Origin of the sequence: Phenylobacterium sp. (assembly GCF_036963605.1) — a bacterium.
Taxonomy (GTDB): Bacteria; Pseudomonadota; Alphaproteobacteria; order Caulobacterales; family Caulobacteraceae; genus Phenylobacterium.
In genome coordinates this window covers 17,029-38,260 of sequence record NZ_JBALUY010000001.1, presented here as the reverse complement: position 1 = coordinate 38,260, position 21,232 = coordinate 17,029, and the positions used below count along the sequence as shown (strand labels likewise).

Sequence of the window (21,232 nt, the reverse complement as noted above, 5' to 3'; positions counted from 1 at the left end):
GTGAGAAAGTCCTCAGGTGGTGGTGGCGGCCCGAGAGGCGCACGCGCTTAGCGTTCAACAAATTGGTGGGGCGACATGGTCAGATTTCAGCTGGCGCGCGATGGCGTGCTCGGGGCAGTCGACGCGTTCAGCAATCACGCCAGACAAGAGGTCGCCCGCGCCCGTCAGGAAGCTCAGGCGGCCGCTGAGCGGGCGTTCCGTCGCACCCAGCAGAACGCGGCCGAGACGGCCGCTCGGTTGCAAAAGGAGGCTACCCGCGTCAAGGCGCAACTCGCTCAAGCCACTCAGTCGGCCGTGAAGCGGCAGCAATCCGGCGGATCGCCGAGTTCAAATAGTCAGTCCTTTTTGTCCCGCATGGAGGCTAATCTGGATGCCAACCCCACCGCGAAAGCGCTGGCTGGTCATCTGGCACAACAAGGCGCCATTCCGATCGGCCTCTTGAGAGGTGGCGCTCATGCAGTTGAAGGACTAGCCAACGCCGCCTTGTTCGTTGTCCGAGTTCAGAACCCTGTACTTGATAGATTATTGAGCCCGGCCGGTAAGACTGCAGGCGAGCAATTTGGGAACGCCATGGAGCGGGGCCTTGAATACGTCGTGGAGGGAGCCAAGGACCCGCGGGTATTTGTCGAGGATGCTCGGAGCTTCGGCCATCAAATGCGATTGGATTTGGACCCGAGTGCAACACCTGTGGCGCCGACGTTAAAGGGAGAACTCCAACGTCGGCTCGACATTGGAATGAACCAGGGCGAGCTAGCTTTCGACGTGGGCTCGCTCGCTTTTGGCGGCCCGCTCGCCAAAAGCACCAAGGTCTTTGGGGCTGTCGCAGCTTCCCCGGTCGAGAAGTATCTGGCGCAGGGATTCACGAAAGCCCAGTCCGCCCACTTGGCGAAGCCCTACCCAAAGAAAAACATGGGTCACCACGCCGTCGCACGGCGGTGGAAGCTCCCCAAGATATTTTCCGAGAGCGAATTCAATATTCTGAGACCTATCGGCATAACACGGGGGGACTTCTATGAGCGCCACTTTGAGGTTGACCCCCACTTCCATGGGACGAAGCTACTCAACGGTGGTTGGAGTGGGAAGAAGCTGGGGTTGAAACGACATGGAGCACTTGGCCGCATCTGGCACGGGACTCCGGAGCCCCTGAAGGCGCGGGTGGGCGGACTTAGCGCTGCAGCGGGATCGGCTATACAATCAGTGGAAGGCGAGGAGGACGCACGGTGAAGATCAGGCCGTTTGCAGAGTTCGAAACGGAACTGCCCTATGACGGCGTCGAAGGCGACGAGTCGGTTGATTTCGAAGAGATTGCGCCTGCCGGGCAGAACATTGCCGAAGCCTGGACCGCAATCCTGAGGCCGCTTGGATATGAAGTCTCGGAGCCTATCCAGGACGACCATGGCTGGAGGCTCAACGTCAGGGACGGCCGATACAGGTACGAGCTTTTTATCGCCCGTGTGTTTGACAGTGAATGCCATCTCCACGCCAAGGAAGCGTTCGGACTTTTTAGAAGCAAGAATTTCCCATCGTTTTTGACCCAGCTGAACTCGGCGTTGAACGCCGATCCTCGCTTCATGAATATAGGTTGGTCCAGCTCCCTCAATGACAGGACCACAACGCCTACGCCCGTTGTAGAATGAGAGAGTGGGGCCGCCGGCCCCGCTTGCCAACGCCCCGATCGGCCGCCGTACTGTCTCCATGAGCGAAGACAGCATCCGAGACCGTTCCCGCCGCACGCTTGAGCGCGCCCAGGCCCGCTATGAGGCCGCCCCCTCCCTGGCCAACACCGTCTGGTACGGGCGGGTGCTGGGGTTCCGATATCGGATCGAGGAGGCCATCGCGGTGTTCAGCGAGGGCCTGGAGCGGTTTCCGGACTCCTTCGAACTGCTGCGCCAGCGGGGCCATCGCTATCTGTCGACGCGGCGGTTCGCCGAGGGCAAGGCCGACCTCGCCCGGGCCGCACAACTGATCGAGGGCATGGCCGAATGGATCGAGCCCGATGGCCAGGACAACGAGCTGCCCGTGCCGCCCACCAGCATCCAGTTCAACACCTGGTACCATCTGGCGCTGGCCCACTATCTGCTGCGCGAGTGGGACGAGGCCGCGGCCGCCTATCGCCAGTGTATCAAGTGGGTGCGCGAGGATGACTATGACGGTCTGACCGCGTGCCACGACTGGCTCTACATGACATTGCGCCGCAAGGGCGACGCCGCCGCCGCCGAGGCGGTGCTGGCGAGCATCCCAGAAGGCCTGGCCGATGAGGCCTTCGTCGAGGGGCCGTCCTATTATCGCCGCCTGCGGATGTATCGCGGCGAGCTGGCGCCCGAAGACCTGCTAACTCCGGACAAGGGCTCGCAGGTGATCCATGACGTAGAGACCATCTACGCCACCCAGGGCTATGGGGTCGGCAACTGGTATCTCTACAACGGCGAGACTGAGCGCGCCCGGGCGGTGTTCGACCAAATCCTGCAGGGCCGCAGCCGCTTCGCCTTCGGCTACATCGCCGCCGAGCTCGACCTGCGCGAGATGGCGGAGGGGTGAGGATGTGATGCTGGTTGGGGTTCGCCCCTGCCTGCGACCTGGCGCAAGACGGTGGCGGTGAGAGAGGGATTCGAACCCTCGATAGAGTTTCCCCTATACACGCGTTCCAGGCGTGCGCCTTCAACCACTCGGCCACCTCACCACACCGGTCGGGGGCGGGCCCCCGGCGGAAGGGCGTCTATATAGCGAGGTGGGCGCCCGGGGCAAGCGGCCCTGTTCGTCTGGCCTGCGGCGTCCTATCTGTAGGGGCAAGAGCCATTCCTATCCGTCCGAGGTCGCCATGTTGTTCCGCAAGCCCGCTGAGATGCCTACGGCCGAGACCGCCCTGCCCGGCCGCAGCCAGCCGATCTCCACCGCCAAGACCCATTTCGTCAACGGCCAGCCCCTGCAGGGGCCCTATCCCGAAGGCATGGAGACCGCCGTCTTCGCCATGGGCTGCTTCTGGGGCGTCGAGCGCCTGTTCTGGCAGATCCCCGGCGTGCAAGTGACGGCCGCCGGCTATGTGAACGGCTTCACCCCAAATCCCACCTATGAAGAGGTGTGCAGCGGCCGCACCGGCCACACCGAGGCGGTGCTGGTGGTCTATGACCCGCGCGTGGTGACCTATGAGCAGTTGCTGAAGGTCTTCTGGGAAGGCCACGACCCCACCCAGGGCATGCGCCAGGGCGGCGATGTGGGCACCCAGTACCGCTCGGGGATCTATGTGGAGAATGAGGCCCAAGCCACGGCCGCAGCGGCCAGCAAGGGCGTCTACCAGCAGGCCCTGTCGGCTAAGGGCCTGGGGCCGATCACCAGCGAGATCGTCGAGGCCGGGCCCTTCTATTTCGCCGAGGACTATCACCAGCAGTACCTGGCCAAGAATCCGGGCGGCTATTGCGGCATCGGCGGCACGGGCGTGACCTGCCCGATCGGGACCGGCGTCGAGGCGTGAGCCCGCAGGCGCTGGAGGCTGCGGCCCTGGCCCTGCCAGGCGCCACGCTCGGCGTCCAGTGGGGCGCTGAGCGGGTGTTCAAGGTGGGCGGGCGGATGTTCGCGGTCGAAAGTTCCGACGGCGGGCTGTCGTTCAAAGCTACGGACATCGCCTATGAGGCCCTTGTCGAGAGCGGCGCGGGCCGTCCCGCCCCCTATCTCGCCCGGGCGCGCTGGGTGCGGTTCGACGACCTGGCCGCGCTGGACGCCGATGAGGTCACAGCCTGGCTGGCCACCGCCCACGCTCTGGTGGCGGCCAAGCTCACCCGCGCCCAGCGGCGTGAGCTGGGCCTTTAGCTGAACTCAGCCGGTGTCGGCAGACTTGTCGCTGGCGGGGTCTTCGGAGGCCGGGGGGCGTTCCGGCGCCGTTTCGATCAGGGTGCGGATGTCGGCGATGGCGTGAGCTGCGGCCGAGCTGCGCTGACGCCAGATCAGCAGAGCCACGGCGCTGATGGTCGCCACGATGAAGGCTGTGGAGCCGAAGATCCAACTGGCGGCGGCCAGGGCGAAATAGTAGCCCCGCACACCGGCGTTGAAGGCCGAGAGCGCCGGGTTCAGCAGCCGCCCGGCCGCCGAACCATAACCTGGCGCCAGCCCCACCGTTTCGTCCGGCGCGGCGCCGATCACCGCGATGGTGTAGTTGAGCTGGCGGATGGCCCAGATGAAGTCCAGCAGGCCTCGGGCCAGGGTGATCAACACCAGCGCCACCTGCACCTCGAACAGCAGCCGGGTCGATGTCTCGATGACCAGTAGGCTGGACGCGCTGCGGAAGGCCGACTCGCCGCCGAACAGCACACCAGAGGCGCCGGCGATCAGGATCAGGTTGGACGAGGCGAAGAAGGAGGCCGAGTTGATGGTGTGGCCCAGCAACTGGCTGTCCATCAGGCGACTCTCCCGCCGGGCCATATTGCCCATCCACGCGCCGCGGATCACCGCCATGTCCAGATTGATCATGTGGCGCCGCCCGAGGGCGGCCTTGACCAGCGGCTCATAGGCCAGCCAGGCGACCGCGAAGATCGCCAGCGCCACGGTGTCCAGGGTGGAGAGCTGCAGGCCGGGCATCGGCGGGGTTTCCTAGTCCTCCAGGATGCGGCTGTGGCGGCGGCTGTCACGCAGCAGCAGGGAGGTGATCAGCGCCACCCCCATGATCGCCGAGACGTAGATGTAGAAGGCGCTCTCCACTCCCTGGCCCTTGAAGCCCAGGGCGACGGCCTCGGCGGTCCCGCCGAAGACGGCGTTGGCCATGGCGTAGGGCAGGGCCACCCCCAGCGCCCGCACATGGGCGGGAAACAGCTCGGCCTTGGTCACGGCGCTGACCGAGGTATAGCCGGCGATGATCACGATCAGCACCACCATGAGGCCGAAGGCCATCAGCGGCTCGGTGACCCCGGCCATGGCGGTCATGATCGGATAGGTCAGCAGCATGCCGGCCCCGAAGGTGAAGGCCAGGTTGGTCCGCCGCCCCCACTTGTCCGACAGCCAGCCGAACAGGGGGAGGATGAACAGATAGACCACCAGGGCGGCGGCCGTGATGTTGGTCGCCGTCTCCTTGGTGAAGCCCGAGGTGTTGACCAGGAACTTCTGCATGTAGGTCGTATAGGCGTAGAAGGCGAGCGAGCCGCCGGCGGTCAGCAGGAAGATGGCTGTGGTCTCCCACGGATGGTGGGTGAACAGCATCATGGTCCGCGCCCGCTCGGCGCCCGAGGCCTGCGCGTTCTGGAACGAGGCGCTCTCCTCTAGGCCCAGCCGGATCCAGAACACCACCACCGCCAGCAGGGCGCCGATCACGAACGGGATGCGCCAGCCCCAGGCCTCCAGCGCCTCGGTGGGGAGGAGCCGCTGCAACAGGATGAGGACGCCGAGCGCCAGAAGCTGGCCTGAGATCAGCGTCACGAACTGGAAGCTGGACCAGAATCCGCGACGCTCCTTACCGGCCATTTCGGACAGATAGGTGGCGCTGGCGCCGTACTCGCCCCCCACGGACAGCCCCTGCAGCAGACGGGCGAGCAGCAGGACGGCCGGCGCGGCCACGCCGATCACCTCGTAGTCGGGGATCACGGCGATCACCAGGGACCCGGCGCACATCATGGCCACGGCCAGGCTCAGCGCGGCCTTGCGTCCGGCCCGGTCGGCATAGAGGCCCATGATCCAGGCGCCGACAGGGCGGGCCAGGAAGCCGATGGCGAAGACGGCGGCCGCCTGCAGCAGCTGCGACGTCGGATCGCCGGAGGGGAAAAAGTGGGGGGCGAAATAGAGAGCAAAGGACGAATAGGCGAACCAGTCGTACCACTCTACGAGGTTCCCCGCCGAACCGCCGGCTATGGCCTTGAACCGCTGGATCGGGGTCAGACCCGGGGTCAGAAGCCCAGGGGGGGCCTGAGAGTCTGCGCCTGTTTCCGTCGCCGTCATGCCCGCCGCCCCCCGCTGCGTCTTATCGTTCGCACGATGCTAGGGAGGTCCGCCCGCCAGCGAAAGCCCTCAATCGAGCCTCTGCCGGCGGGGATCTGACGGCGCGGGCTAGATTCGACCCATCAGCACCAGGATCAGCACGATCACCAGGATGAGACCCAGGCCCCCAGACGGGAAATAGCCCCAGCTACGGCTGTGGCCCCAGGTGGGCAGGGCGCCGATCAGCGCCAGGACGAGGATGATCAGAAGGATTGTGCCAAGCGACATCGGATGCTCTCCCAAGGCGCGAACCCCGTGGTTCGCCCAGCCTTGACCACAGAACGGGCGCTAACGGCGCAGGTTCCGGCTGGATCTGACCAAGGGCGCCCATGGCGAGCGCGCGGCCGGCCGGCGCCTCAGTCGGCGGCGTCGGCGCTGTGCAGGTGGGCGTCGGATTCCTTCACCCCCAGCACATAGAGCCCACCGATGAAGGCCCCCTTGATTCGTGGCAGCAGCAAGAGGGTCAGGCCGGCCAGCGGCAGCAGCGTGGCCGGGATAACCGCCCAGAGCGGCGCCTGCCAGATGAAGGGAAAGAGCAGAATGGGGCCCACGACCAGGTGCCCCACGATCAGGATGGTGAAATAGGCCGGGCCATCATCGGCGGGGTACTGGGCCAGGTCATGGCCACAGGCCGGACAGGCCGGCTCCACCTTCAGATAGCGCCAGAACAGCGCGCCGTCGCCGCACGCCGGGCAGCGGCCCTTTAGGCCACGCTTCAGGGCGGCGAAGAAGCTGGGACGTGGGGGCTGGCTCATAGAGACCATATGCGCCCTCGCCAGCTCTGGCGAAAGGGTGGCGCGCCGTCGCATGGAAACGTCCTCGCCTCCGTCCGGCGCGCCGGCATCTCTAGCGCTTGATGTCCTCGGCCGTGCTCTTCACCGCTGAGCCCGCAGCTTCCATGTCGCGGCCGACGCCGGCCACGGTGTTGCAGGCCGAAACCATCAGGGCAGCCGCCAAAGCGGCCAGGATCAGCACCTTGCGCATGGGAAATCAGGTCTCCAGGACGCCGGACCCCCTGGTCCAGCTTGCGACGCGATGTAAGCGACGCCGCAAGCCAGGATCAATGGAAATGGCGCGACCTCAGGCGGCGCTGTCGTCCTGCACATCGGCGTCAGGGGCGTTCTTCTTGATCGACTCGATCATGTTCTTGGCGCTCGACTTGGACGCATAGCCCTCGGATGAGAACATGACCTCGCCGTTGGAGGCCCGGAAGCGAACGCGGAACTCGCCGGCCTTGTCTTTGAAGATTTCGAACTTGTAGGCCATCGCGCCCTCCCGGATGGAATTGTCGGAAACCCGACCTTGCCGCGTTCGCGCCCATCGGACAACCGCTTGGCCATGATCCCCGGCGGAGGCATGCTGAGGCCCATGGGCCGCCGCCGGGGCACGGCAGGCCCGGAACGCCAAAGCCCCGCGGGCAAGGAAACCATGGCCGAACTGACCCATCTGCCGGCGGACGCGCCGGCCGACGCCATCGCCGCAGTCCTGGACCACGACGGCGCACTCATTCTCGATGACGCCATAGCGCCGGACCGGATGGCTGCGCTCAAGGCCGAGCTTGCGCCCTATGTGGAGGCGACGCCGGTTGGCCGGGACGGCTTCACCGGCGTGCGCACCACCCGCACCGGCGCCCTGGTCGCCCGCGCCCCCGCCTGCCGTCCCCTGGTGACCCACCCGCAGATCCAGGCCCTGTGCGCCCATCTGCTCAAGCCCAACTGCGAGCGGTGGCGTCTGCATCTCACCCAGCTCATCCGCATCATGGCGGGCCAGGACGCCCAGCCGATCCACCGCGACCGTTGGGCCTGGGGCGCGCACCTGAAGGGGGTCGAGCCGCAGCTCAACACCATCTGGGCGCTGACCGACTTCACCGCCGCAAATGGCGCCACCAAGGTGGTTCCAGGCTCACAGACCTGGCCGGACGATCGCCGGCCACAGGGACATGAGATCACCCAAGCCTTGATGCCGGCCGGATCGGTGCTGGTCTATACGGGCAGCGTCTTCCACGGCGGCGGCGCGCATCGGGGCGGTGAGGACCGCTGGGGTCTCAACATCACCTATGCGCTCGGCTGGCTCCGGCAGGAAGAGAACCAGTACCTGTCCTGCCCGCCGGATATCGCCCGCACCCTCCCCAAAGACCTGCAGGACCTGCTGGGCTATGCGCTCGGCGGCTACGCCCTGGGCTATTACACTCCGCCCCTGCCGCCGGGCGAGGGACCAGAAATGGTCCCGTCGAGCTACGCCCTGCGCGGCGAAGGCGAAGCGGCCGCCTTCGGCACGGCTGAGGATCTTGCCGCGATCGGCGCTCAGGTGCGGGGCGGCTAGGGAACGCCGAGGTCTCGGCCTCGTTCGGCTTGGGACATCCATTCCCCACCTGAAGGAGCCCCGCCATGGCGGACCTCGCCGAACTCGAAGCCAAGTTCTGGAAAGCCCTGAAATCCGATCGAACCCTCATGCTGGGACTGACGGGGATTGAGGAGGGCCACAGCCAGCCGATGACCGCCCAGATCGAGGGTGATGAGGGTGGACCCATCTGGATCTTCAGCGCCAAGGGCGTGGATCTGGTGCAGGCCGCCGGGACGGGCCATCGGGCCATGGCCCACTTCGCCTCCAAGGACCACGAGCTGTTCGCCACCATCCATGGCCGGCTGGTCCCGGACAACGACCGGGACACGATCGAGCGCCTGTGGAACCCCTTCGTGGCGGCCTGGTACGAGGGCGGCAAGGATGATCCCAAGCTGCAGCTGCTGCGCTTCGAGCCGGAACGGGCCCAGATCTGGCTGAACGAGCACAGCCTGTTCGCCGGCATCAAGGTGATGATGGGCCGCGATCCCAAGCAGGACTATGCAGACAAGGTCGGCGAAGTCCGGTTGAGCTAGCCTGGCCCGGAGCGGCCCCTGGGCGAGCTAGGGGCCGCAGGTCCACAGGCCGTTGAAGACGCGGCTGGCGCCATCGGCGCGCTGATAGGTGAGCGTGGCGGGATTGGGCGGCGATTCCCCGCTACCGATGGGAGCGCCGGTCACCTCGATCACAACCGTCTTGCCCTGGCCGGTGAAGCTCGCGCCACGCAACATGCCGTCAAAGCCGCCCGGCGCGCCGACGCGCTCCACATAGTCCCCGACCTTCACCACCCCCTGGGCGGGATCGGACGAGGCCACAACGCCCTTCGCGTGCAGCAGAATCTGGTCTCCCTCGCCCACAAAGGCGCAGGCCAGCTCCCCCGACAGTCCCGCCGCGTCGATCTCGTCGCCGGTCAGGCCGTTGAGGACGATGTCCGACCCATCGCCGCCGACCGTGTCTCTGCGCGCCCCGGACTGGGGCGCGGTCTCGGGGGCGACGGGCGTGGCGGGGGCCGCGGCCTCGGGCGACTGGGCCTCCCCGGCGGGGTCCGAGCAGGCGGCGAGGGCCAAGGCGGCGAAAAGCGGCGCCAGGGCCACGCTGGCGTAGCGGGCGCCGCGGGCGAGGCGAAGGTTGGCAAGACGGGTCATACCGCCAATGACGCGATGGGAACCGATCCGGTTCCCTCGTCCGTCGCCAGGACTTGACCTGCCGGCCCCGGCGCCCTCGGCTGATCGCTACCCCGCCTTGCCGCGTGGTCTCGCCGCCCTGGAGAAACAGCCATGCCGCGCAAGCCCAACTTCATCGTCATCCTGGCCGACGATCTCGGCTATGGCGACATCGGTTGCGACGGCGGCACGATGATCCGCACGCCGCAGCTCGACCGGATGGCGGCGGAGGGGGCAAGGCTCACCGACTTCTACGCCTCGGCCAATGTCTGCACCCCGTCCCGGGCCGGCCTGCTCACCGGCGGCTACGCCATCCGCCACGGCCTGGCGCGCGAGGTGATCCAGCCCGCCGACACCAACGGACTGCCGCCCGAGGCGCCGACCATTCCGCGGCTGCTGAAGCCCGACTACGCCACCGCCCTGATCGGCAAGTGGCACCTGGGCCACGTCTCGCCCCACTGGCCGCCGCAGCGGTTCGGCTTCGACCGCTTCATGGGCCTGCCCTACAGCCACGATATGCGGCCGCTCACCCTCTATGACGGCGAGGGTGAGGCGCCGATGAGCGAGTCCAAGGCCGACTTCGCCAAACTCACCCAACACTTCTTCGAAGAGACCACCGCCTTCGTCGAAGCCCACCGGAACGAGCCCTTCTTCATCCTGCTGGCGCTGACGGCCCCGCACGTGCCTCTACGGCCCAATCCCGACGATCCGATGGGCTCCCCGGCCGGCGACTATGGCGAGGTGGTGGAAGAGGTGGACGCCCAGGTGGGCCGCCTGCTGCGCCGGCTGGAGGCCATGGGTCTGGCGGAGGACACGATGGTGGTCTTCACCTCCGACAACGGTCCCTGGTTCGAGGGCTCCACCGGTCCGTTCCGCGACCGCAAGGGCGGAGCGGCGTGGGAGGGCGGCTACCGCGTGCCCTTCATCGCCTGGCGGCCGGGGACGATCCCCGCCGGGACGGTCTCCGACGCCCTGGCCAGCAATCTCGACCTGCTGCCGACGATCGCGGCCATGGCGGGCCTGGCGCCGCCGGCCGAGGGGATCGACGGCGCCGACCTCTCCGGCGTTCTCCTGCGCGGCGAGTCCTCGCCGCACGACCAGGTGATCCTGTTCGACAATCTGCACGTGGCCGCCGTACGCACCCCGCGCTGGAAATATGTCGTGCGGTCCTACTACCGGACCATGGACATCCCGCTGGACCAGCATCGCTACCCACTGCTGTTCGACCTCGTCGTCGATCCCGGCGAGACCTATTCCCTGCTGTCACGGCATCCGGACGTCGCCGAAGACATGGCCCGCCGCGTGGCCGAAGCCCGCGCCCGATACGCTCCCTTCGCCGAAACCAGACCACCCGCCAAGGCGCCACCGAGCGCGGAGACGTGGAAGGACTGAGGCGCTCAGGAACCCGGTGGGCCGGCGCCGCCTCTGGCTTCCGACCTGGCCGCCGCCCGGCCGGCCGTTGCGTCCGGGCTCACGGCAGGCGCGACCGCGCAAAAGCGCGGGCGTCCTCGTGAAAGAGTAAGCCGGGCGACTTGGCTATCCTCAAGCTTGGGCGCATTGAGGGGATCAGGATGGCGATGGGTGGACGATGTCTAGCGGCGGCTCTGGGAGCCGCCCTTTTGGCTCTGGCGCCGTCGGCCAAGGCGCAGGCGGCGGAGCCGGCCCCGCTCCGGATTTCGGAAGCCGAACTCTACGATCGCATCTATGCCGCCTGGCTCGGACAGCTGGTGGGCAACATCTACGGCCTGCCCCACGAGAATATCCATATCGATGAGCCGGGCCCGGACGCCTTTCCCTATGGCTACGACTTCCTCGAAATTCCCTATTATCAGTCGCACTTCGGGGCGACCCGGATGACCGGGGTGATGGACGCCTTCGGCGGCGCCTTTTCCGACGACGACACCGACATTGAGTACATCTACCTCCAGCTCATGGAGCAGGCGGGCCTCGAGCCAACCTATGGCCAGATCCGCTCGGCCTGGATGGCCCATGTCGATGACTGGGTCTGGATCGCCAACCGCCAGGCCCTGGCGCTGATGCATATGGGCTACGCCCCGCCCTATACCGGCGCGCGCGAACTGAACCCGGAATGGTTTCAGATCGATCCGCAGCTGATCAACGAGATCTGGGCCATTACGGCGCCTGGCATGGTCGACTATGCCGCCGCCAAGTCCGATTGGGCCGCGCGGGTCAGCGCTGACGGCGTCGGCACGGAGCCGACGATCGCCTATGGCGCCATGTTCGCGGCCGCCTTCTACGAACCCGACGTAGAGAAGCTCATCGACATCGGGGCCGCAGCCCTGCCCCCCGGCGCCAAGTTCCGGGAGGTGATCACCTTCGCCAAGGCCTTGAAGCGGCGCTATCCCGACGACTGGCGCGCCGCCCGGCGGGAGGTGGCCGAAGCCTACTATGTGCAGGCCGCCCCCCGGTCGATCTGGGACGCCAATCTGAACGGCGCCTGCGCGATCCTCGCCCTGCTCTACGGCGAGGGCGACTTTCAGCGCACACTCGACCTCGCTTCGGCCATGGGCTTTGACGCCGACAATCAGGCCGCGACGGTCGCCGGTCTGCTGGGCGCGGCCCACGGGCTGGCGGCGATCCCCGACGCCCTGCTTCGGCCGGTCGAAGGCTGGGCTCTGCCATTCAATGACCGCTATCTCAACCGCTCCCGGCGAGACCTGCCCAACGCGTCCTTGCGCGACATGGCTCAGCGGACCACGACGCTCGCGATCGCCAACATCCTCGCGCAAGGCGGACGCCAGGTCGGAACCGAGGAGCAGCCGGCTTATGAGGTGAATCCGCGGGCGAGCTTCAAGGCCCCCTTCGAACTGGCCGCCTGGCCGCCCCAGACCCTGCTCCAGGGCGCGCCGGTCGATCTTCCCATCCACGCCGGAGGCTCGGGAGTCGTCTGGACCGCGCAGGGCCTGCCGCCCGGCGTAGGCCTGGACGCCGCCGGCCGGGTGACCGGGACGCCAACCCAGCCGGGCGACTACGAGGCCGAACTCACGGCCACGCCCGATGACGGCCGGCGCCAATCCCAACGGCTCGACATCGTGGTCGTGGGCCGCAACCTCGCCCTGCAGGCTGGCGAGGTGCTGGGTCCGGCCGAGCCTCAACGCCTGGAGCTTCTCCGCGACGGCGTCGGCTATGGCGGGACAAGCGTCGAGAGCCCCAAGGCCGCTACGAAGCTTGAAACGTTCGGATACCGCTGGTCCTCTCCCCAGACCATTGGCAGCGTCCTGCTTACGGTCGGGCGGATGGGCGAGTACGGCGGCTGGATGACCTCCCTCAGCGTCGAGCAACTGGATGGCCAGGGCAGATGGGTCGCGGTGCCGGGGGTACTTATGTCGCCTGAGCCCGTACTGCAGAACGACAAGCATCTGCGTCCGCACTACGGCGCCTACCGCATGGACTTCCCCCCGGTGCAAACGCTCGCCATCCGCATCAAGGGCCTGAATGGCGGCGAAGGCGACCAGCGCTATGTCAGCCTGAGCGAGCTCGGCGTCTTTCCCTGAGCCGGGGCGGTCTGGACGTCCCGCGCTCGCGCAACCTCGCCCGGCGGCGATCAGAAGCTCAAGATATCCGCGCTACGGGAGTCGAGAACGCGCGCGCGCTCATGCAAGGCGCCGGCCCGCGCCCGGGCGCGCCAGGGACGGGCGTGGTCCAGGGCCACATGCAGGTGCTCATCCATCCTGTCCAGGTCGGCGACCACCAGGGCCGGCTGGCCGTCGGCCGGCGCCTTGGCGATCCATCGGCCGTCAGGGCCCACCAAGCCGGCGGGCGCAGCGTCGCTATACTGGGCCGGCACGGCGAAGCCGAGCCAGAAGGTCCCGCAGGCCGCATGCCCCTGGGCCTGGACGGCGAACATCGGGTCCCGCGAAAAGGTCGAGAGCAGGACGAGATCCGCGCCGAGCTGCGAGCACTCCACGAAGAGTTCGGGGAACTGGATTTCGATGCACAGCAGGCATGCGAGGCGGAAGCCGTCCACCTCGAAGATCAGCGGCTGCGCCCCAGGCGCATACCACTCTGTCACCTCCGAATAGGACAGCAGGCGCTTGTCGTAGCGGCCTGCGATCTCGCCTCGGTCGGAGATCACGTAGAGGCTGTTGTGCGGAAGGTGCGGCGGCGTGAGCCGATGGGCGGCCCCGATGACGGTCCAGAGGGAGAGGTCCGCCGCCAGGGCGGCCGTCTCTTCCAACTCGGCTCGCAACCCCGACCAGTCGATGTCCCACCCGCTCAGGGCCTGTTTTCCAGGCCCCGAGGGGTAGCCGGACATGGCGCCTTCGGTGAACTGGATGAGCCGCGCGCCGGCGGCGGCGGCCTGGCGCATCTGAGCGCGAATCCGCGGGCCGTTCACCCGCGCATCGAACGCCACCTCCGTCTGGGCGATGGCGACCCGCAAGCGTTCCGACCGGGCGGGCTCAGAGGCGGGGGACGTCGGGTGCGACAGGTCGGTCATTCCGGTTCGCCCCCAGGGCAGGCTAATCCGCGTCCATCTTGAGCGCCGCGATGAAGGCTTCCTGCGGAATCTCCACCTTGCCGAACTGGCGCATGCGCTTCTTGCCGGCCTTCTGCTTGTCCAGCAGCTTGCGTTTGCGGCTGGCGTCGCCGCCATAGCACTTGGCCGTCACGTCCTTGCGCAGGGCGCGGATGGTCTCCCGGGCGATGATCCGGCCGCCAATGGCCGCCTGGATCGGGATCTGGAACATGTGCGGCGGGATCAGGTCCTTCATCCGCTCCACCATGGCCCGACCGCGCATCTCGGCGCGATTGCGGTGGACCAGCATGGAGAGCGCGTCCACCGGCTCGGCGTTGACCAGGATCGACATCTTCACCAGGTCGCCCACCCGGTATTCCTCGATCGAATAGTCGAAGGAGGCATAGCCCTTGGAGATGGATTTCAAACGGTCATAGAAGTCGAAGACCACCTCGTTCAGAGGCAGGTCGTAGACCACCAGGGCGCGCGAGCCCACATAGGACAGCTCCCGCTGTTCGCCGCGGCGATCCTGGCAGAGCTTGATGATCGAGCCCAGGTGCTCGTCGGGCGTCAGGATGGTGGCCTTGATCCAGGGCTCGGCGATGGTGTCGATACGCACCGGATCGGGCAGGTCGGCCGGATTGTGGAGCTCGATCTCCTCGCCGTTGGTCAGCTGCACGCGATAGACCACGCTGGGCGCCGTGGCGATCAGATCGAGGTCGAACTCGCGGCTCAGCCGCTCCTGGATGATCTCCAGGTGCAGCAATCCTAGGAACCCGCAGCGGAAGCCGAAGCCGAGCGCCGCACTGGTCTCCATCTCGTAGGAGAAGCTGGCGTCGTTCAGGCGCAGACGGCCGATGGCCGCGCGCAGGTCCTCGAAGTCGTTGGCGTCCACCGGGAACAGGCCGCAGAACACCACCGGCTGGGCTTCGCGGAAGCCGGTCAGGGCCTGGGCCGTCGGGCGCTTCTCGTCGGTGATGGTGTCGCCGACGGCGGCGTCGGCGACTTCCTTGATCTGGGCGGTGATGAAGCCGATCTCGCCGGGGCCAAGCTCTTCGGTCTCGGTCTGCTTGGGCAGGAAGACGCCGATCCGGTCCACCTGATAGGTGGAGCCGTTCTGCATCATCTTGACCTTCTGACCGGCCTTCAGCGTGCCGTCGATGACCCGCACCAGGACGATGACGCCGAGATAGGCGTCATACCAGGCGTCGACCAGCAGGGCCTTCAGCGGCGCGTCCCGGTCGCCCTTGGGCGCCGGCAGGCGTGTGACGATGGCCTCCAGCAGGTCGGCGATGCCGACCCCGGTCTTGGCCGAGCAGAGAATGGCGTCGCTGGCGTCGATGCCGATGACATCCTCGATCTGCTCACGCACCCGATCGGGCTCCGACGCCGGCAGGTCGATCTTGTTCAGGACCGGCACGATCTCGTGGTTGTTGTCGATGGCCTGATAGACATTGGCGAGCGTCTGGGCCTCGACGCCCTGACTTGAGTCCACCACCAGGATCGAGCCCTCGCAGGCGGCCAGCGAGCGGCTGACCTCATAGGCGAAGTCCACATGGCCAGGGGTGTCCATCAGGTTCAGGACATAGGTCTCCCCGTCCTTGGCCTTGTAGTTCAGCCGCACCGTCTGGGCCTTGATGGTGATGCCCCGCTCGCGCTCGATCTCCATGGAGTCGAGCACCTGCTCCTTCATCTCACGCTGGGTGAGGCCGCCGGTCTCCTGGATGAGCCGGTCGGACAGGGTGGATTTGCCGTGGTCGATGTGAGCCACGATGGAGAAGTTGCGGATGCGCGAGAGCGGGGTCGACATGCGACGGCCTCTAGCACACCTGTGAAATTCCGCGAGGGGTCGAAGGGCCTCAGTCGCCCATGCCCAGCGTCTGGGCCCGGGCGCTGACCTTGGCCACCACGTGTTCCTGATAGGCTGGTCGCGCGCAGAGGCGTTGATGCCAGGCTTTCAGCGCGGCCAGGTCGGGCCGCTCCAAGGCTTCAGGAATGCGGAACCATCGATGGGCGACGACGCCCAGGGCGAGGTCTGCCACGGTGAACTGATCGCCCATGACGAAGGCCCGATCCGTCAGCCGGGCGTCGAGCACGGCGAAAGTCTCCGTGGCCGTCGCGATGGTCCTGCTAATTTCGGCCGGGTCGGGGGCGAGGCGGCGATAGGCGGTGCGCAGCGGGCCCATCGCCCGCCCTGGCGCCGCCGACCAGTCCATCCAGGCTTCAGCCTGCCAGCGGGCGGCCTCGTCCGCTGGCCAGAGCCCCGCCTCGGGGCGGATCGTGGCCAGCCAGCGGATGATGGTGTTGGACTCCCAAAGATTGAACCCGTCGTCGCGGGTGATCGCCGGAATGCGGCCGTGCGGGCTCAGCTCACGAAAGGCCGGGTCATCCCCGCCGCCAAAGGCGCCGCCCCAGTCGCGCCGCCGGTGCGCCAGCCCCGTTTCGGCCAGAGTCCACATGACCCGCGCCGTGGCCGATGAATCGGCGCGTCCCCAGACCGTCAGCATGCTCTCTTTCCCCACCACCTCGCGAGCATAGGGGCCGCCCTGCGACGCCTCGTTGTCGCCTCAGCCCTTGGGCAGCGGACAAGAGAGCTGCCTGTGGCCGCCGACTACGGGGCGAGGAGGCTGGACGCAGCCCGCACGGCGAAGGTCGCGTGATCTCAATCCGCTCTGGAGGGAACTGGATGTCCATCGTTTGGCGTGAACGGGGCGCCCGCCGTGGCCGCCCTTCGTGCGACTGGCCTGCGGCAGATACACTCAGGCGGTTCGATGAACGCCGTTAAGGAATAGCTATGAGCCCATGGGTTAAGCCTTGCCTTGGAGGCCTCTGAACGCATGTACGCCGTCATCACCTGTTTGCGCGACGAGCACGATCTCTGGCTTGTCGCGATTGCGGCGGCGATCTGCATCGCCTCGGCCCTCGCCGGCTTCGCCAGCTATCACCGGGCCGTCATGGCGCGGCGCCCCGCCGCCTGGATGATCGGCCCAGGTTTAGTGGCCGGGATGGGGGTCTGGGCCACCCATTTCATGGCCATGCTGGCCTATCAGCCCATGCTCGACATCGGCTACCGTCTGGACCTGACCCTGGGCTCGATGGTCGCCCCGGTCCTGGGCATGACCGCCGCCTTCATCCTGGTCCGTGGACGGCCCGCCCCGGCCCTGGCCCTGGGCGGCGGCCTGATCGCCGGCGCTTCCGTGGCCGTCATGCACTTCATGGGCGTCGCCGCCGTTCGCGTGCCCGCGGTGGTGACGTGGGATCTGGTCCTGGCGGGGATCGCCTGCGTCATTGGCGTAGCCGGGGCGAGCCTGGCCTTCATGATCGACCAGGGCCGCGCCCGGGACCGGCGCGCCGGTCCGCTCCTGATGGCGGCGACGATCTGTATCCTGCACTTCTCAGCCATGGGCGCGGTGATCCTGCGCCCCGACGCCAGCATGGTGCTGGATGGCGACCTGATCAGCCGCCAGGCCCTGGCCCTGGCCACCGGTGCGGCTGTGCTCCTCATCCTGAGCGCCGCGGTCGTCATCCAACTGGTGGAGCGGCTGACCCAGAGGGCGACCCTGGGTGCGCTGGCCGGCGCGCTGGACAGCGCACCCTCGGCCTTGGCCTTCTTCAATGGCGCCCAACGCCTTATCTTCTGGAATGCGCCCTATGCGCAGATCCTAGAACTCTATGGCGTCCGGCCACATGAAGGCCTGTCCCTCACCGCGCTTGGCCAGCGCTTGGTGAACTCCGAGGTCCTGCAGACTCGGTTGAAGGGCGCCAGTCTCTCGCGCATCGCCCTGGACGACATCGTGGCCCAGGGCGCCTTTCCCACCCCCGACGGCCGGGTGTTCCGAATCGAGGTCGGCGACACCCCCGACGGCGGCTTCGTCCTGGTGATGCATGACGTCACCGAGCAGACCCTGGCGTCCGAGGCCCTGGCCCGCGCCCGCGACGCGGCCGAGGCGGCCAGCCGCGCCAAGAGCGACTTCCTCGCCAATATGAGCCACGAGGTTCGCACCCCGCTCAACGGCGTGCTCGGCATGGCCCAGGTCATGGACCGCCATCCGCTGTGCGAGGCTCAGAGAGAGCGCTTGTCCATCATCCGGGAGTCCGGCGCGACCCTGCTGACGCTGCTCGACGACGTCCTGGACATCGCCAAGATCGAGGCCGGCAGGCTGGAACTTGAGGCGCAGGACTTTGATCTCGCCGCCCGCATCCGGGCCGCCTGCGCGCCCTTCGTCCCCGAGGCCGAAGCCAAAGGTGTGGGCTTCACGGTCGAGATTTCGCCGGCCCTGCAAGGCCACTGGCGCGGCGACGGCGCGCGGATCGCCCAGATGGTCAGCGCCCTCGCCTCCAACGGCCTGAAGTTCACCGAGCGCGGCGAGGTCGTGGTGCGCGCGGCGCTGCAGGCCGATGAGAGCGGCGTGGTCATCACCGTGCAGGACACCGGGGTCGGCATGGCTGAGGACGATTTGGAGCGGCTGTTCGAAGCCTTCGCCCAGGCCGACGCTTCGGCGACGCGACGGCATGGCGGCGCGGGCCTCGGCCTGGCCATGACCCATCGTCTCGCCGGCCTGATGGGCGGCGTATTGCAGGCGACGAGCCGCAGCGGACAAGGCTCGCTCTTCACCCTCGTCCTGCCCTTGGAGCGCAGTACGGTCGCGCCTGGGGCCGACGACGAGGAGCCGCTCGCCCTCCGCATCCTGGCGGCGGAGGACAATCGGACCAACCAGCAGGTGCTAAGCGCCCTGCTGACGCCCCTGGGGGCCGAGCTGGTGCTGGCCGACGATGGCCAGGCGGCGGTGGAGGCCTTCGCCCAGGGCGGGTTTGACCTAGTGCTGATGGACATCCAGATGCCCCGCATGAACGGCGTCGAGGCCTCCCGCGCGATCCGCGCGCTCGAAGCCGAGCGGGGTCTGCCCCGCACGCCGATCCTGGCGGTCACCGCGAATGTGATGACCCATCAGCTGCAGGAATACACGGCCGTCGGCATGGACGACGCCGTGGCCAAGCCCCTGCGGGTGGAAGCGTTGCTTCAGGCCATCGTGAACGTCCTCGACGCAGCCGAGCCCGCCGAAGCCCTTTCGGTGGCCTGAGCTCCGGCATAGCGGAGCCGTCACGGCGGCGCGGCGTTTCCAATGAGCCTTGGCGTCCAGGGCGTGCCACCATTGCCGCCCGGTCGGAGATTCTTGATGTTCAGATCCCTCAGCGTTCTTGTGCTCGCCGCCCTGGTGAGCGGTCTCCTGGCGGGCGCGGCGATCCATGCGGTCGGGACTCCCGCACTCGTGGTCGGCGCCGAGACGGTGCAGGCCATCGGCGTGCTGTGGCTCAACGCCCTGCGCATGACCATCGTGCCGCTGGTCTTCTCCCTGCTGGTGACCGGGGTGGCCTCGGCCGCCGACGCGGCCGCCACCGGGCGGCTGGCGGCCCGCGCCTTCATGATCTTCGCCGCCGTGCTGCTGGTCGCGGCCCTCTATGGCGCAGGCGCCATCAGCGGCCTGCTGGCCCTTTGGCCGGTGGATCCCGCCAGCGGCGCCGCCCTGACCGGCGCGGTCCAGGGCGGCGCCGTGCCGGCGGCGACCACAGGCTTCCGCGAATGGCTGCCGACCCTGGCGCCGGCCAATCCGATCCGCGCCGCAGCCGACGACGCCATTCTGCAGATCGTGGTCTTCGGCCTAGTGTTCGGCTTCGCCGCCACCCGCCTGCGCCACGACCTGCGCGCACCGCTCATCGGCTTTTTCCAGGCGGTGGCCGAGACCATGATCGTCATCGTCCGCTGGGTGCTGGTGGCGGCGCCCATCGGCGTCTTCGCCCTGGCCCTGGGAATCGGCCTGCGCACGGGCCTCGACGCCGCCGGCGCCCTGACCCAGTACGTCCTGATGGTCTCAGCGGTGACCATCGGCGCGCTCATCCTGCCCTATGGCCTCGTGGCGGCCCTGCGCGGGCGCGATCTCGGCCTCTTCGCGCGCGCTTGCGCGCCGGTCCAGGCCCTGGCCTTCAGCACCCAGAGCTCGCTCGCCTGCCTGCCCGCCATGGTGGAGCGCACCCGTGATGAACTGGCCGCTCCGGCCCAGGTGACCGGCGTGGTCCTGCCCCTGGCGGTGGCCGTCTTCCGCATGACCAGCCCGGTGGCCAACCTCGCCGTGGCCTTCTTCATCATCCATCTCTATGGCCTGGAGCCCAGCGCCGGACAGATCGCCGCGGCCATCGCGGTTTCGCTGGCCGTCAGCGTGGGCGCCGTCGGCCTGCCGGGGCAGATTTCCTTCTTCGCCAGCATGGCCCCCATCTGCCTGGCCCTGGGCGCGCCGGTGGAGATCCTGGCCATCCTGCTGGCCGTCGAGGTGATCCCCGACATCTTCCGCACCGTCGGCAATGTGACGGCCGACATGGCCGTGGCCGCGGTGGTGCGGCCGCCCGAAGAGGCCGAGCCCGCCGCTCAGGCCACCTAACGGCGCATCCCCGCCGGGGTCTGGCGCGTAGTCTGTGCGAAGACCCGCAAGGAGACCCGCGTGCCGCTCTGGCAGATTCTGACCCTGAACGCCCTGGTGCTGCTCGCCGCCTACGGCCTGCTCTGGGCGGTCGCCCTGAAGCTGCGCGATGTGAGCTTCATCGACGCCTGGTGGCCCATCGGCATGGCCCTGCTCGCCTGGACCAGTCTCGTCTTCAGCGGCGGCTCAGGCCTCCATGGTTGCCTGCTGGCCCTGATCGCCACCGCCTGGGCGGCGCGGCTGGGCGGCCACCTGTTTCGCCGATGGCGTGGCCACGGCGCCGACCGCCGCTACGAGGAGATGATCTCCGACGCCAAGGAAAAGCACGGCTGGGGCTTTCCCCTGGCCGCGGCGATCCTGGTCTTCGCCCCCCAGGCGCCGCTGCAGTACATCGTCGCCCTGCCCGTCCAGCTGGGCCAGATCGAAACCCCGGCGCAGTTCGGTCTGCTGGCCGCAATCGGAACGGCGCTGGCCCTGTTCGGCTTGGCCTTCGAGGCGATCGGCGACGCGCAACTGGCCCGGTTCAAGGGCGATCCCTCCAACAAGGGCAAGGTGCTCGACACCGGCCTTTGGCGCTACACCCGTCACCCCAACTATTTCGGCGACGCCTGCCTCTGGTGGGGCCTCTATCTGATCGCCGCCGAGACCGGGCTGGGCGCCTGGTCGATCCTCGGCCCCATCCTCATCACCCTGCTTCTGACCAAGGGCAGCGGCGCGCCGACGGTGGAAAAGGGCATGGAGCACCGGCGGCCCGAATACGCCGCCTATATCCGCCGGACCTCGGGCTTCATCCCCTGGCCGCCGCGCAAGGCCTGACGCCCTTC

The 21,232-nt window shown here is 67.8% G+C and carries 22 protein-coding genes and 1 tRNA gene; 12 read left to right on the top strand and 11 right to left on the bottom strand.

Going from position 1 to position 21,232, the window contains the following annotated elements; all coding sequences use genetic code 11:
• Positions 1-75 precede the first annotated feature (75 nt).
• The 3 genes from V7702_RS00190 to V7702_RS00180 are packed head-to-tail and all read left to right on the top strand — an operon-like array spanning position 76 to position 2,538.
• Positions 76-1,224 (top strand): hypothetical protein, encoded by a 1,149-nt coding sequence (locus V7702_RS00190; protein ID WP_335648126.1) that lies wholly within the window; start codon positions 76-78, stop codon positions 1,222-1,224.
• Positions 1,221-1,637, top strand: a complete 417-nt coding sequence (locus tag V7702_RS00185) for a hypothetical protein (RefSeq protein ID WP_335648125.1) — start codon at positions 1,221-1,223, stop codon at positions 1,635-1,637. The genes V7702_RS00190 and V7702_RS00185 overlap by 4 nt, the downstream gene beginning before the upstream one ends.
• A 58-nt stretch (positions 1,638-1,695) precedes the next feature.
• Positions 1,696-2,538 carry a tetratricopeptide repeat protein gene (locus tag V7702_RS00180; RefSeq protein WP_335648124.1) on the top strand — a complete coding sequence of 281 codons (843 nt, stop codon included), beginning with the start codon at positions 1,696-1,698 and terminating at the stop codon, positions 2,536-2,538.
• Between the two features lie 52 nt (positions 2,539-2,590).
• Here the strand turns inward: V7702_RS00180 and V7702_RS00175 are convergent.
• A tRNA-Ser gene (locus tag V7702_RS00175) sits at positions 2,591-2,680 on the bottom strand.
• Positions 2,681-2,818: 138 nt separating this feature from the next.
• Here V7702_RS00175 and msrA point away from each other — a divergent pair.
• Together msrA and V7702_RS00165 are read left to right on the top strand one after the other, a co-directional pair.
• On the top strand, positions 2,819-3,469 hold the full coding sequence (gene msrA, locus V7702_RS00170) for a peptide-methionine (S)-S-oxide reductase MsrA (protein WP_335648123.1): 651 nt from the start codon (positions 2,819-2,821) through the stop codon (positions 3,467-3,469).
• On the top strand, positions 3,466-3,804 hold the full coding sequence (locus tag V7702_RS00165) for an MmcQ/YjbR family DNA-binding protein (protein WP_335648122.1): 339 nt from the start codon (positions 3,466-3,468) through the stop codon (positions 3,802-3,804). Before msrA ends, V7702_RS00165 begins: the two co-directional genes overlap by 4 nt.
• 6 nt (positions 3,805-3,810) lie before the next feature.
• On the opposite strand, the gene V7702_RS00160 is transcribed toward V7702_RS00165, so the two are convergent.
• From V7702_RS00160 to V7702_RS00135, 6 genes are all read right to left on the bottom strand, one after another.
• Positions 3,811-4,569: a DUF599 domain-containing protein gene (locus V7702_RS00160; RefSeq protein ID WP_335648121.1), complete on the bottom strand. Its 759-nt coding sequence runs from the start codon at positions 4,567-4,569 to the stop codon at positions 3,811-3,813.
• 12 nt (positions 4,570-4,581) lie between these two features.
• Positions 4,582-5,916 carry an MFS transporter gene (locus V7702_RS00155; protein ID WP_335648120.1) on the bottom strand — a complete coding sequence of 445 codons (1,335 nt, stop codon included), beginning with the start codon at positions 5,914-5,916 and terminating at the stop codon, positions 4,582-4,584.
• Between the two features lie 108 nt (positions 5,917-6,024).
• Positions 6,025-6,183: a DUF3309 family protein gene (locus tag V7702_RS00150; RefSeq protein WP_304716358.1), complete on the bottom strand. Its 159-nt coding sequence runs from the start codon at positions 6,181-6,183 to the stop codon at positions 6,025-6,027.
• 128 nt (positions 6,184-6,311) lie between these two features.
• Positions 6,312-6,719: a DUF983 domain-containing protein gene (locus V7702_RS00145; RefSeq protein ID WP_335648227.1), complete on the bottom strand. Its 408-nt coding sequence runs from the start codon at positions 6,717-6,719 to the stop codon at positions 6,312-6,314.
• 82 nt (positions 6,720-6,801) lie between these two features.
• A complete protein-coding gene (locus V7702_RS00140) occupies positions 6,802-6,939 on the bottom strand; it encodes an entericidin A/B family lipoprotein (RefSeq protein ID WP_335648119.1) in 138 nt (45 codons plus the stop codon).
• 96 nt (positions 6,940-7,035) lie between these two features.
• Entirely contained in the window at positions 7,036-7,221 is a 186-nt protein-coding gene (locus V7702_RS00135; protein WP_335648118.1) for a YegP family protein, read from the bottom strand.
• Positions 7,222-7,293: 72 nt separating this feature from the next.
• Here V7702_RS00135 and V7702_RS00130 point away from each other — a divergent pair, with 72 nt between their 5' ends.
• Together V7702_RS00130 and V7702_RS00125 are read left to right on the top strand one after the other, a co-directional pair.
• On the top strand, positions 7,294-8,277 hold the full coding sequence (locus V7702_RS00130; protein ID WP_335648226.1) for a phytanoyl-CoA dioxygenase family protein: 984 nt from the start codon (positions 7,294-7,296) through the stop codon (positions 8,275-8,277).
• 65 nt (positions 8,278-8,342) lie between these two features.
• On the top strand, positions 8,343-8,831 hold the full coding sequence (locus V7702_RS00125) for a pyridoxamine 5'-phosphate oxidase family protein (RefSeq protein WP_335648117.1): 489 nt from the start codon (positions 8,343-8,345) through the stop codon (positions 8,829-8,831).
• A gap of 27 nt (positions 8,832-8,858) precedes the next feature.
• Here V7702_RS00125 and V7702_RS00120 read toward each other — a convergent pair whose 3' ends face one another.
• The gene (locus tag V7702_RS00120) at positions 8,859-9,440 is read right to left on the bottom strand and encodes a hypothetical protein (protein ID WP_335648116.1); all 582 of its coding nucleotides are present in this window, start codon (positions 9,438-9,440) and stop codon (positions 8,859-8,861) included.
• 132 nt (positions 9,441-9,572) lie between these two features.
• On the opposite strand from V7702_RS00120, the gene V7702_RS00115 reads away from it, so the two are divergent.
• Positions 9,573-10,850, top strand: a complete 1,278-nt coding sequence (locus V7702_RS00115; RefSeq protein ID WP_335648115.1) for a sulfatase family protein — start codon at positions 9,573-9,575, stop codon at positions 10,848-10,850.
• A gap of 227 nt (positions 10,851-11,077) precedes the next feature.
• Positions 11,078-12,973: an ADP-ribosylglycohydrolase family protein gene (locus V7702_RS00110; RefSeq protein WP_335648114.1), complete on the top strand. Its 1,896-nt coding sequence runs from the start codon at positions 11,078-11,080 to the stop codon at positions 12,971-12,973.
• Positions 12,974-13,023: 50 nt separating this feature from the next.
• Here the strand turns inward: V7702_RS00110 and V7702_RS00105 are convergent, their stop codons facing one another.
• Genes V7702_RS00105 through V7702_RS00095 form a run of 3 tightly spaced genes read right to left on the bottom strand, consistent with a single transcriptional unit; the run spans position 13,024 to position 16,442 of the window.
• The gene (locus V7702_RS00105) at positions 13,024-13,917 is read right to left on the bottom strand and encodes a carbon-nitrogen hydrolase family protein (RefSeq protein WP_335648113.1); all 894 of its coding nucleotides are present in this window, start codon (positions 13,915-13,917) and stop codon (positions 13,024-13,026) included.
• Positions 13,918-13,939: 22 nt separating this feature from the next.
• Positions 13,940-15,745 (bottom strand): translation elongation factor 4, encoded by a 1,806-nt coding sequence (gene lepA / locus V7702_RS00100; RefSeq protein WP_335648112.1) that lies wholly within the window; start codon positions 15,743-15,745, stop codon positions 13,940-13,942.
• 49 nt (positions 15,746-15,794) lie between these two features.
• Positions 15,795-16,442, bottom strand: a complete 648-nt coding sequence (locus tag V7702_RS00095; protein WP_335648111.1) for a glutathione S-transferase family protein — start codon at positions 16,440-16,442, stop codon at positions 15,795-15,797.
• 330 nt (positions 16,443-16,772) lie between these two features.
• Between V7702_RS00095 and V7702_RS00090 the strand changes: the two genes are divergently transcribed.
• The 3 genes from V7702_RS00090 to V7702_RS00080 all read left to right on the top strand — a co-directional run bounded on the left by V7702_RS00090 (position 16,773) and on the right by V7702_RS00080 (position 21,224).
• The gene (locus V7702_RS00090; protein WP_335648110.1) at positions 16,773-19,016 is read left to right on the top strand and encodes an ATP-binding protein; all 2,244 of its coding nucleotides are present in this window, start codon (positions 16,773-16,775) and stop codon (positions 19,014-19,016) included.
• 96 nt (positions 19,017-19,112) lie between these two features.
• On the top strand, positions 19,113-20,369 hold the full coding sequence (locus V7702_RS00085) for a dicarboxylate/amino acid:cation symporter (protein WP_335648109.1): 1,257 nt from the start codon (positions 19,113-19,115) through the stop codon (positions 20,367-20,369).
• Positions 20,370-20,429: 60 nt separating this feature from the next.
• Positions 20,430-21,224 carry a DUF1295 domain-containing protein gene (locus V7702_RS00080; RefSeq protein WP_335648108.1) on the top strand — a complete coding sequence of 265 codons (795 nt, stop codon included), beginning with the start codon at positions 20,430-20,432 and terminating at the stop codon, positions 21,222-21,224.
• Positions 21,225-21,232: the final 8 nt, after the last annotated feature.

Excerpts from the sequence above, each read along its gene's own strand:
- V7702_RS00135 (WP_335648118.1), bottom strand. The coding sequence starts at position 7,221 with ATGGCCTACAAGTTCGAAATCTTCAAAGACAAGGCCGGCGAGTTCCGC.
- V7702_RS00085 (WP_335648109.1), top strand. The coding sequence starts at position 19,113 with ATGTTCAGATCCCTCAGCGTTCTTGTGCTCGCCGCCCTGGTGAGCGGT.
- V7702_RS00145 (WP_335648227.1), bottom strand. The coding sequence starts at position 6,719 with ATGGTCTCTATGAGCCAGCCCCCACGTCCCAGCTTCTTCGCCGCCCTG.
- V7702_RS00115 (WP_335648115.1), top strand. The coding sequence starts at position 9,573 with ATGCCGCGCAAGCCCAACTTCATCGTCATCCTGGCCGACGATCTCGGC.
- V7702_RS00095 (WP_335648111.1), bottom strand. The coding sequence starts at position 16,442 with ATGCTGACGGTCTGGGGACGCGCCGATTCATCGGCCACGGCGCGGGTC.
- V7702_RS00090 (WP_335648110.1), top strand. The coding sequence starts at position 16,773 with ATGTACGCCGTCATCACCTGTTTGCGCGACGAGCACGATCTCTGGCTT.
- V7702_RS00120 (WP_335648116.1), bottom strand. The coding sequence starts at position 9,440 with ATGACCCGTCTTGCCAACCTTCGCCTCGCCCGCGGCGCCCGCTACGCC.
- V7702_RS00130 (WP_335648226.1), top strand. The coding sequence starts at position 7,294 with ATGATCCCCGGCGGAGGCATGCTGAGGCCCATGGGCCGCCGCCGGGGC.
- V7702_RS00140 (WP_335648119.1), bottom strand. The coding sequence starts at position 6,939 with ATGCGCAAGGTGCTGATCCTGGCCGCTTTGGCGGCTGCCCTGATGGTT.
- V7702_RS00160 (WP_335648121.1), bottom strand. The coding sequence starts at position 4,569 with ATGCCCGGCCTGCAGCTCTCCACCCTGGACACCGTGGCGCTGGCGATC.
- msrA (WP_335648123.1), top strand. The coding sequence starts at position 2,819 with ATGTTGTTCCGCAAGCCCGCTGAGATGCCTACGGCCGAGACCGCCCTG.
- V7702_RS00150 (WP_304716358.1), bottom strand. The coding sequence starts at position 6,183 with ATGTCGCTTGGCACAATCCTTCTGATCATCCTCGTCCTGGCGCTGATC.
- V7702_RS00155 (WP_335648120.1), bottom strand. The coding sequence starts at position 5,916 with ATGACGGCGACGGAAACAGGCGCAGACTCTCAGGCCCCCCCTGGGCTT.
- V7702_RS00190 (WP_335648126.1), top strand. The coding sequence starts at position 76 with ATGGTCAGATTTCAGCTGGCGCGCGATGGCGTGCTCGGGGCAGTCGAC.
- V7702_RS00105 (WP_335648113.1), bottom strand. The coding sequence starts at position 13,917 with ATGACCGACCTGTCGCACCCGACGTCCCCCGCCTCTGAGCCCGCCCGG.
- lepA (WP_335648112.1), bottom strand. The coding sequence starts at position 15,745 with ATGTCGACCCCGCTCTCGCGCATCCGCAACTTCTCCATCGTGGCTCAC.
- V7702_RS00125 (WP_335648117.1), top strand. The coding sequence starts at position 8,343 with ATGGCGGACCTCGCCGAACTCGAAGCCAAGTTCTGGAAAGCCCTGAAA.
- V7702_RS00180 (WP_335648124.1), top strand. The coding sequence starts at position 1,696 with ATGAGCGAAGACAGCATCCGAGACCGTTCCCGCCGCACGCTTGAGCGC.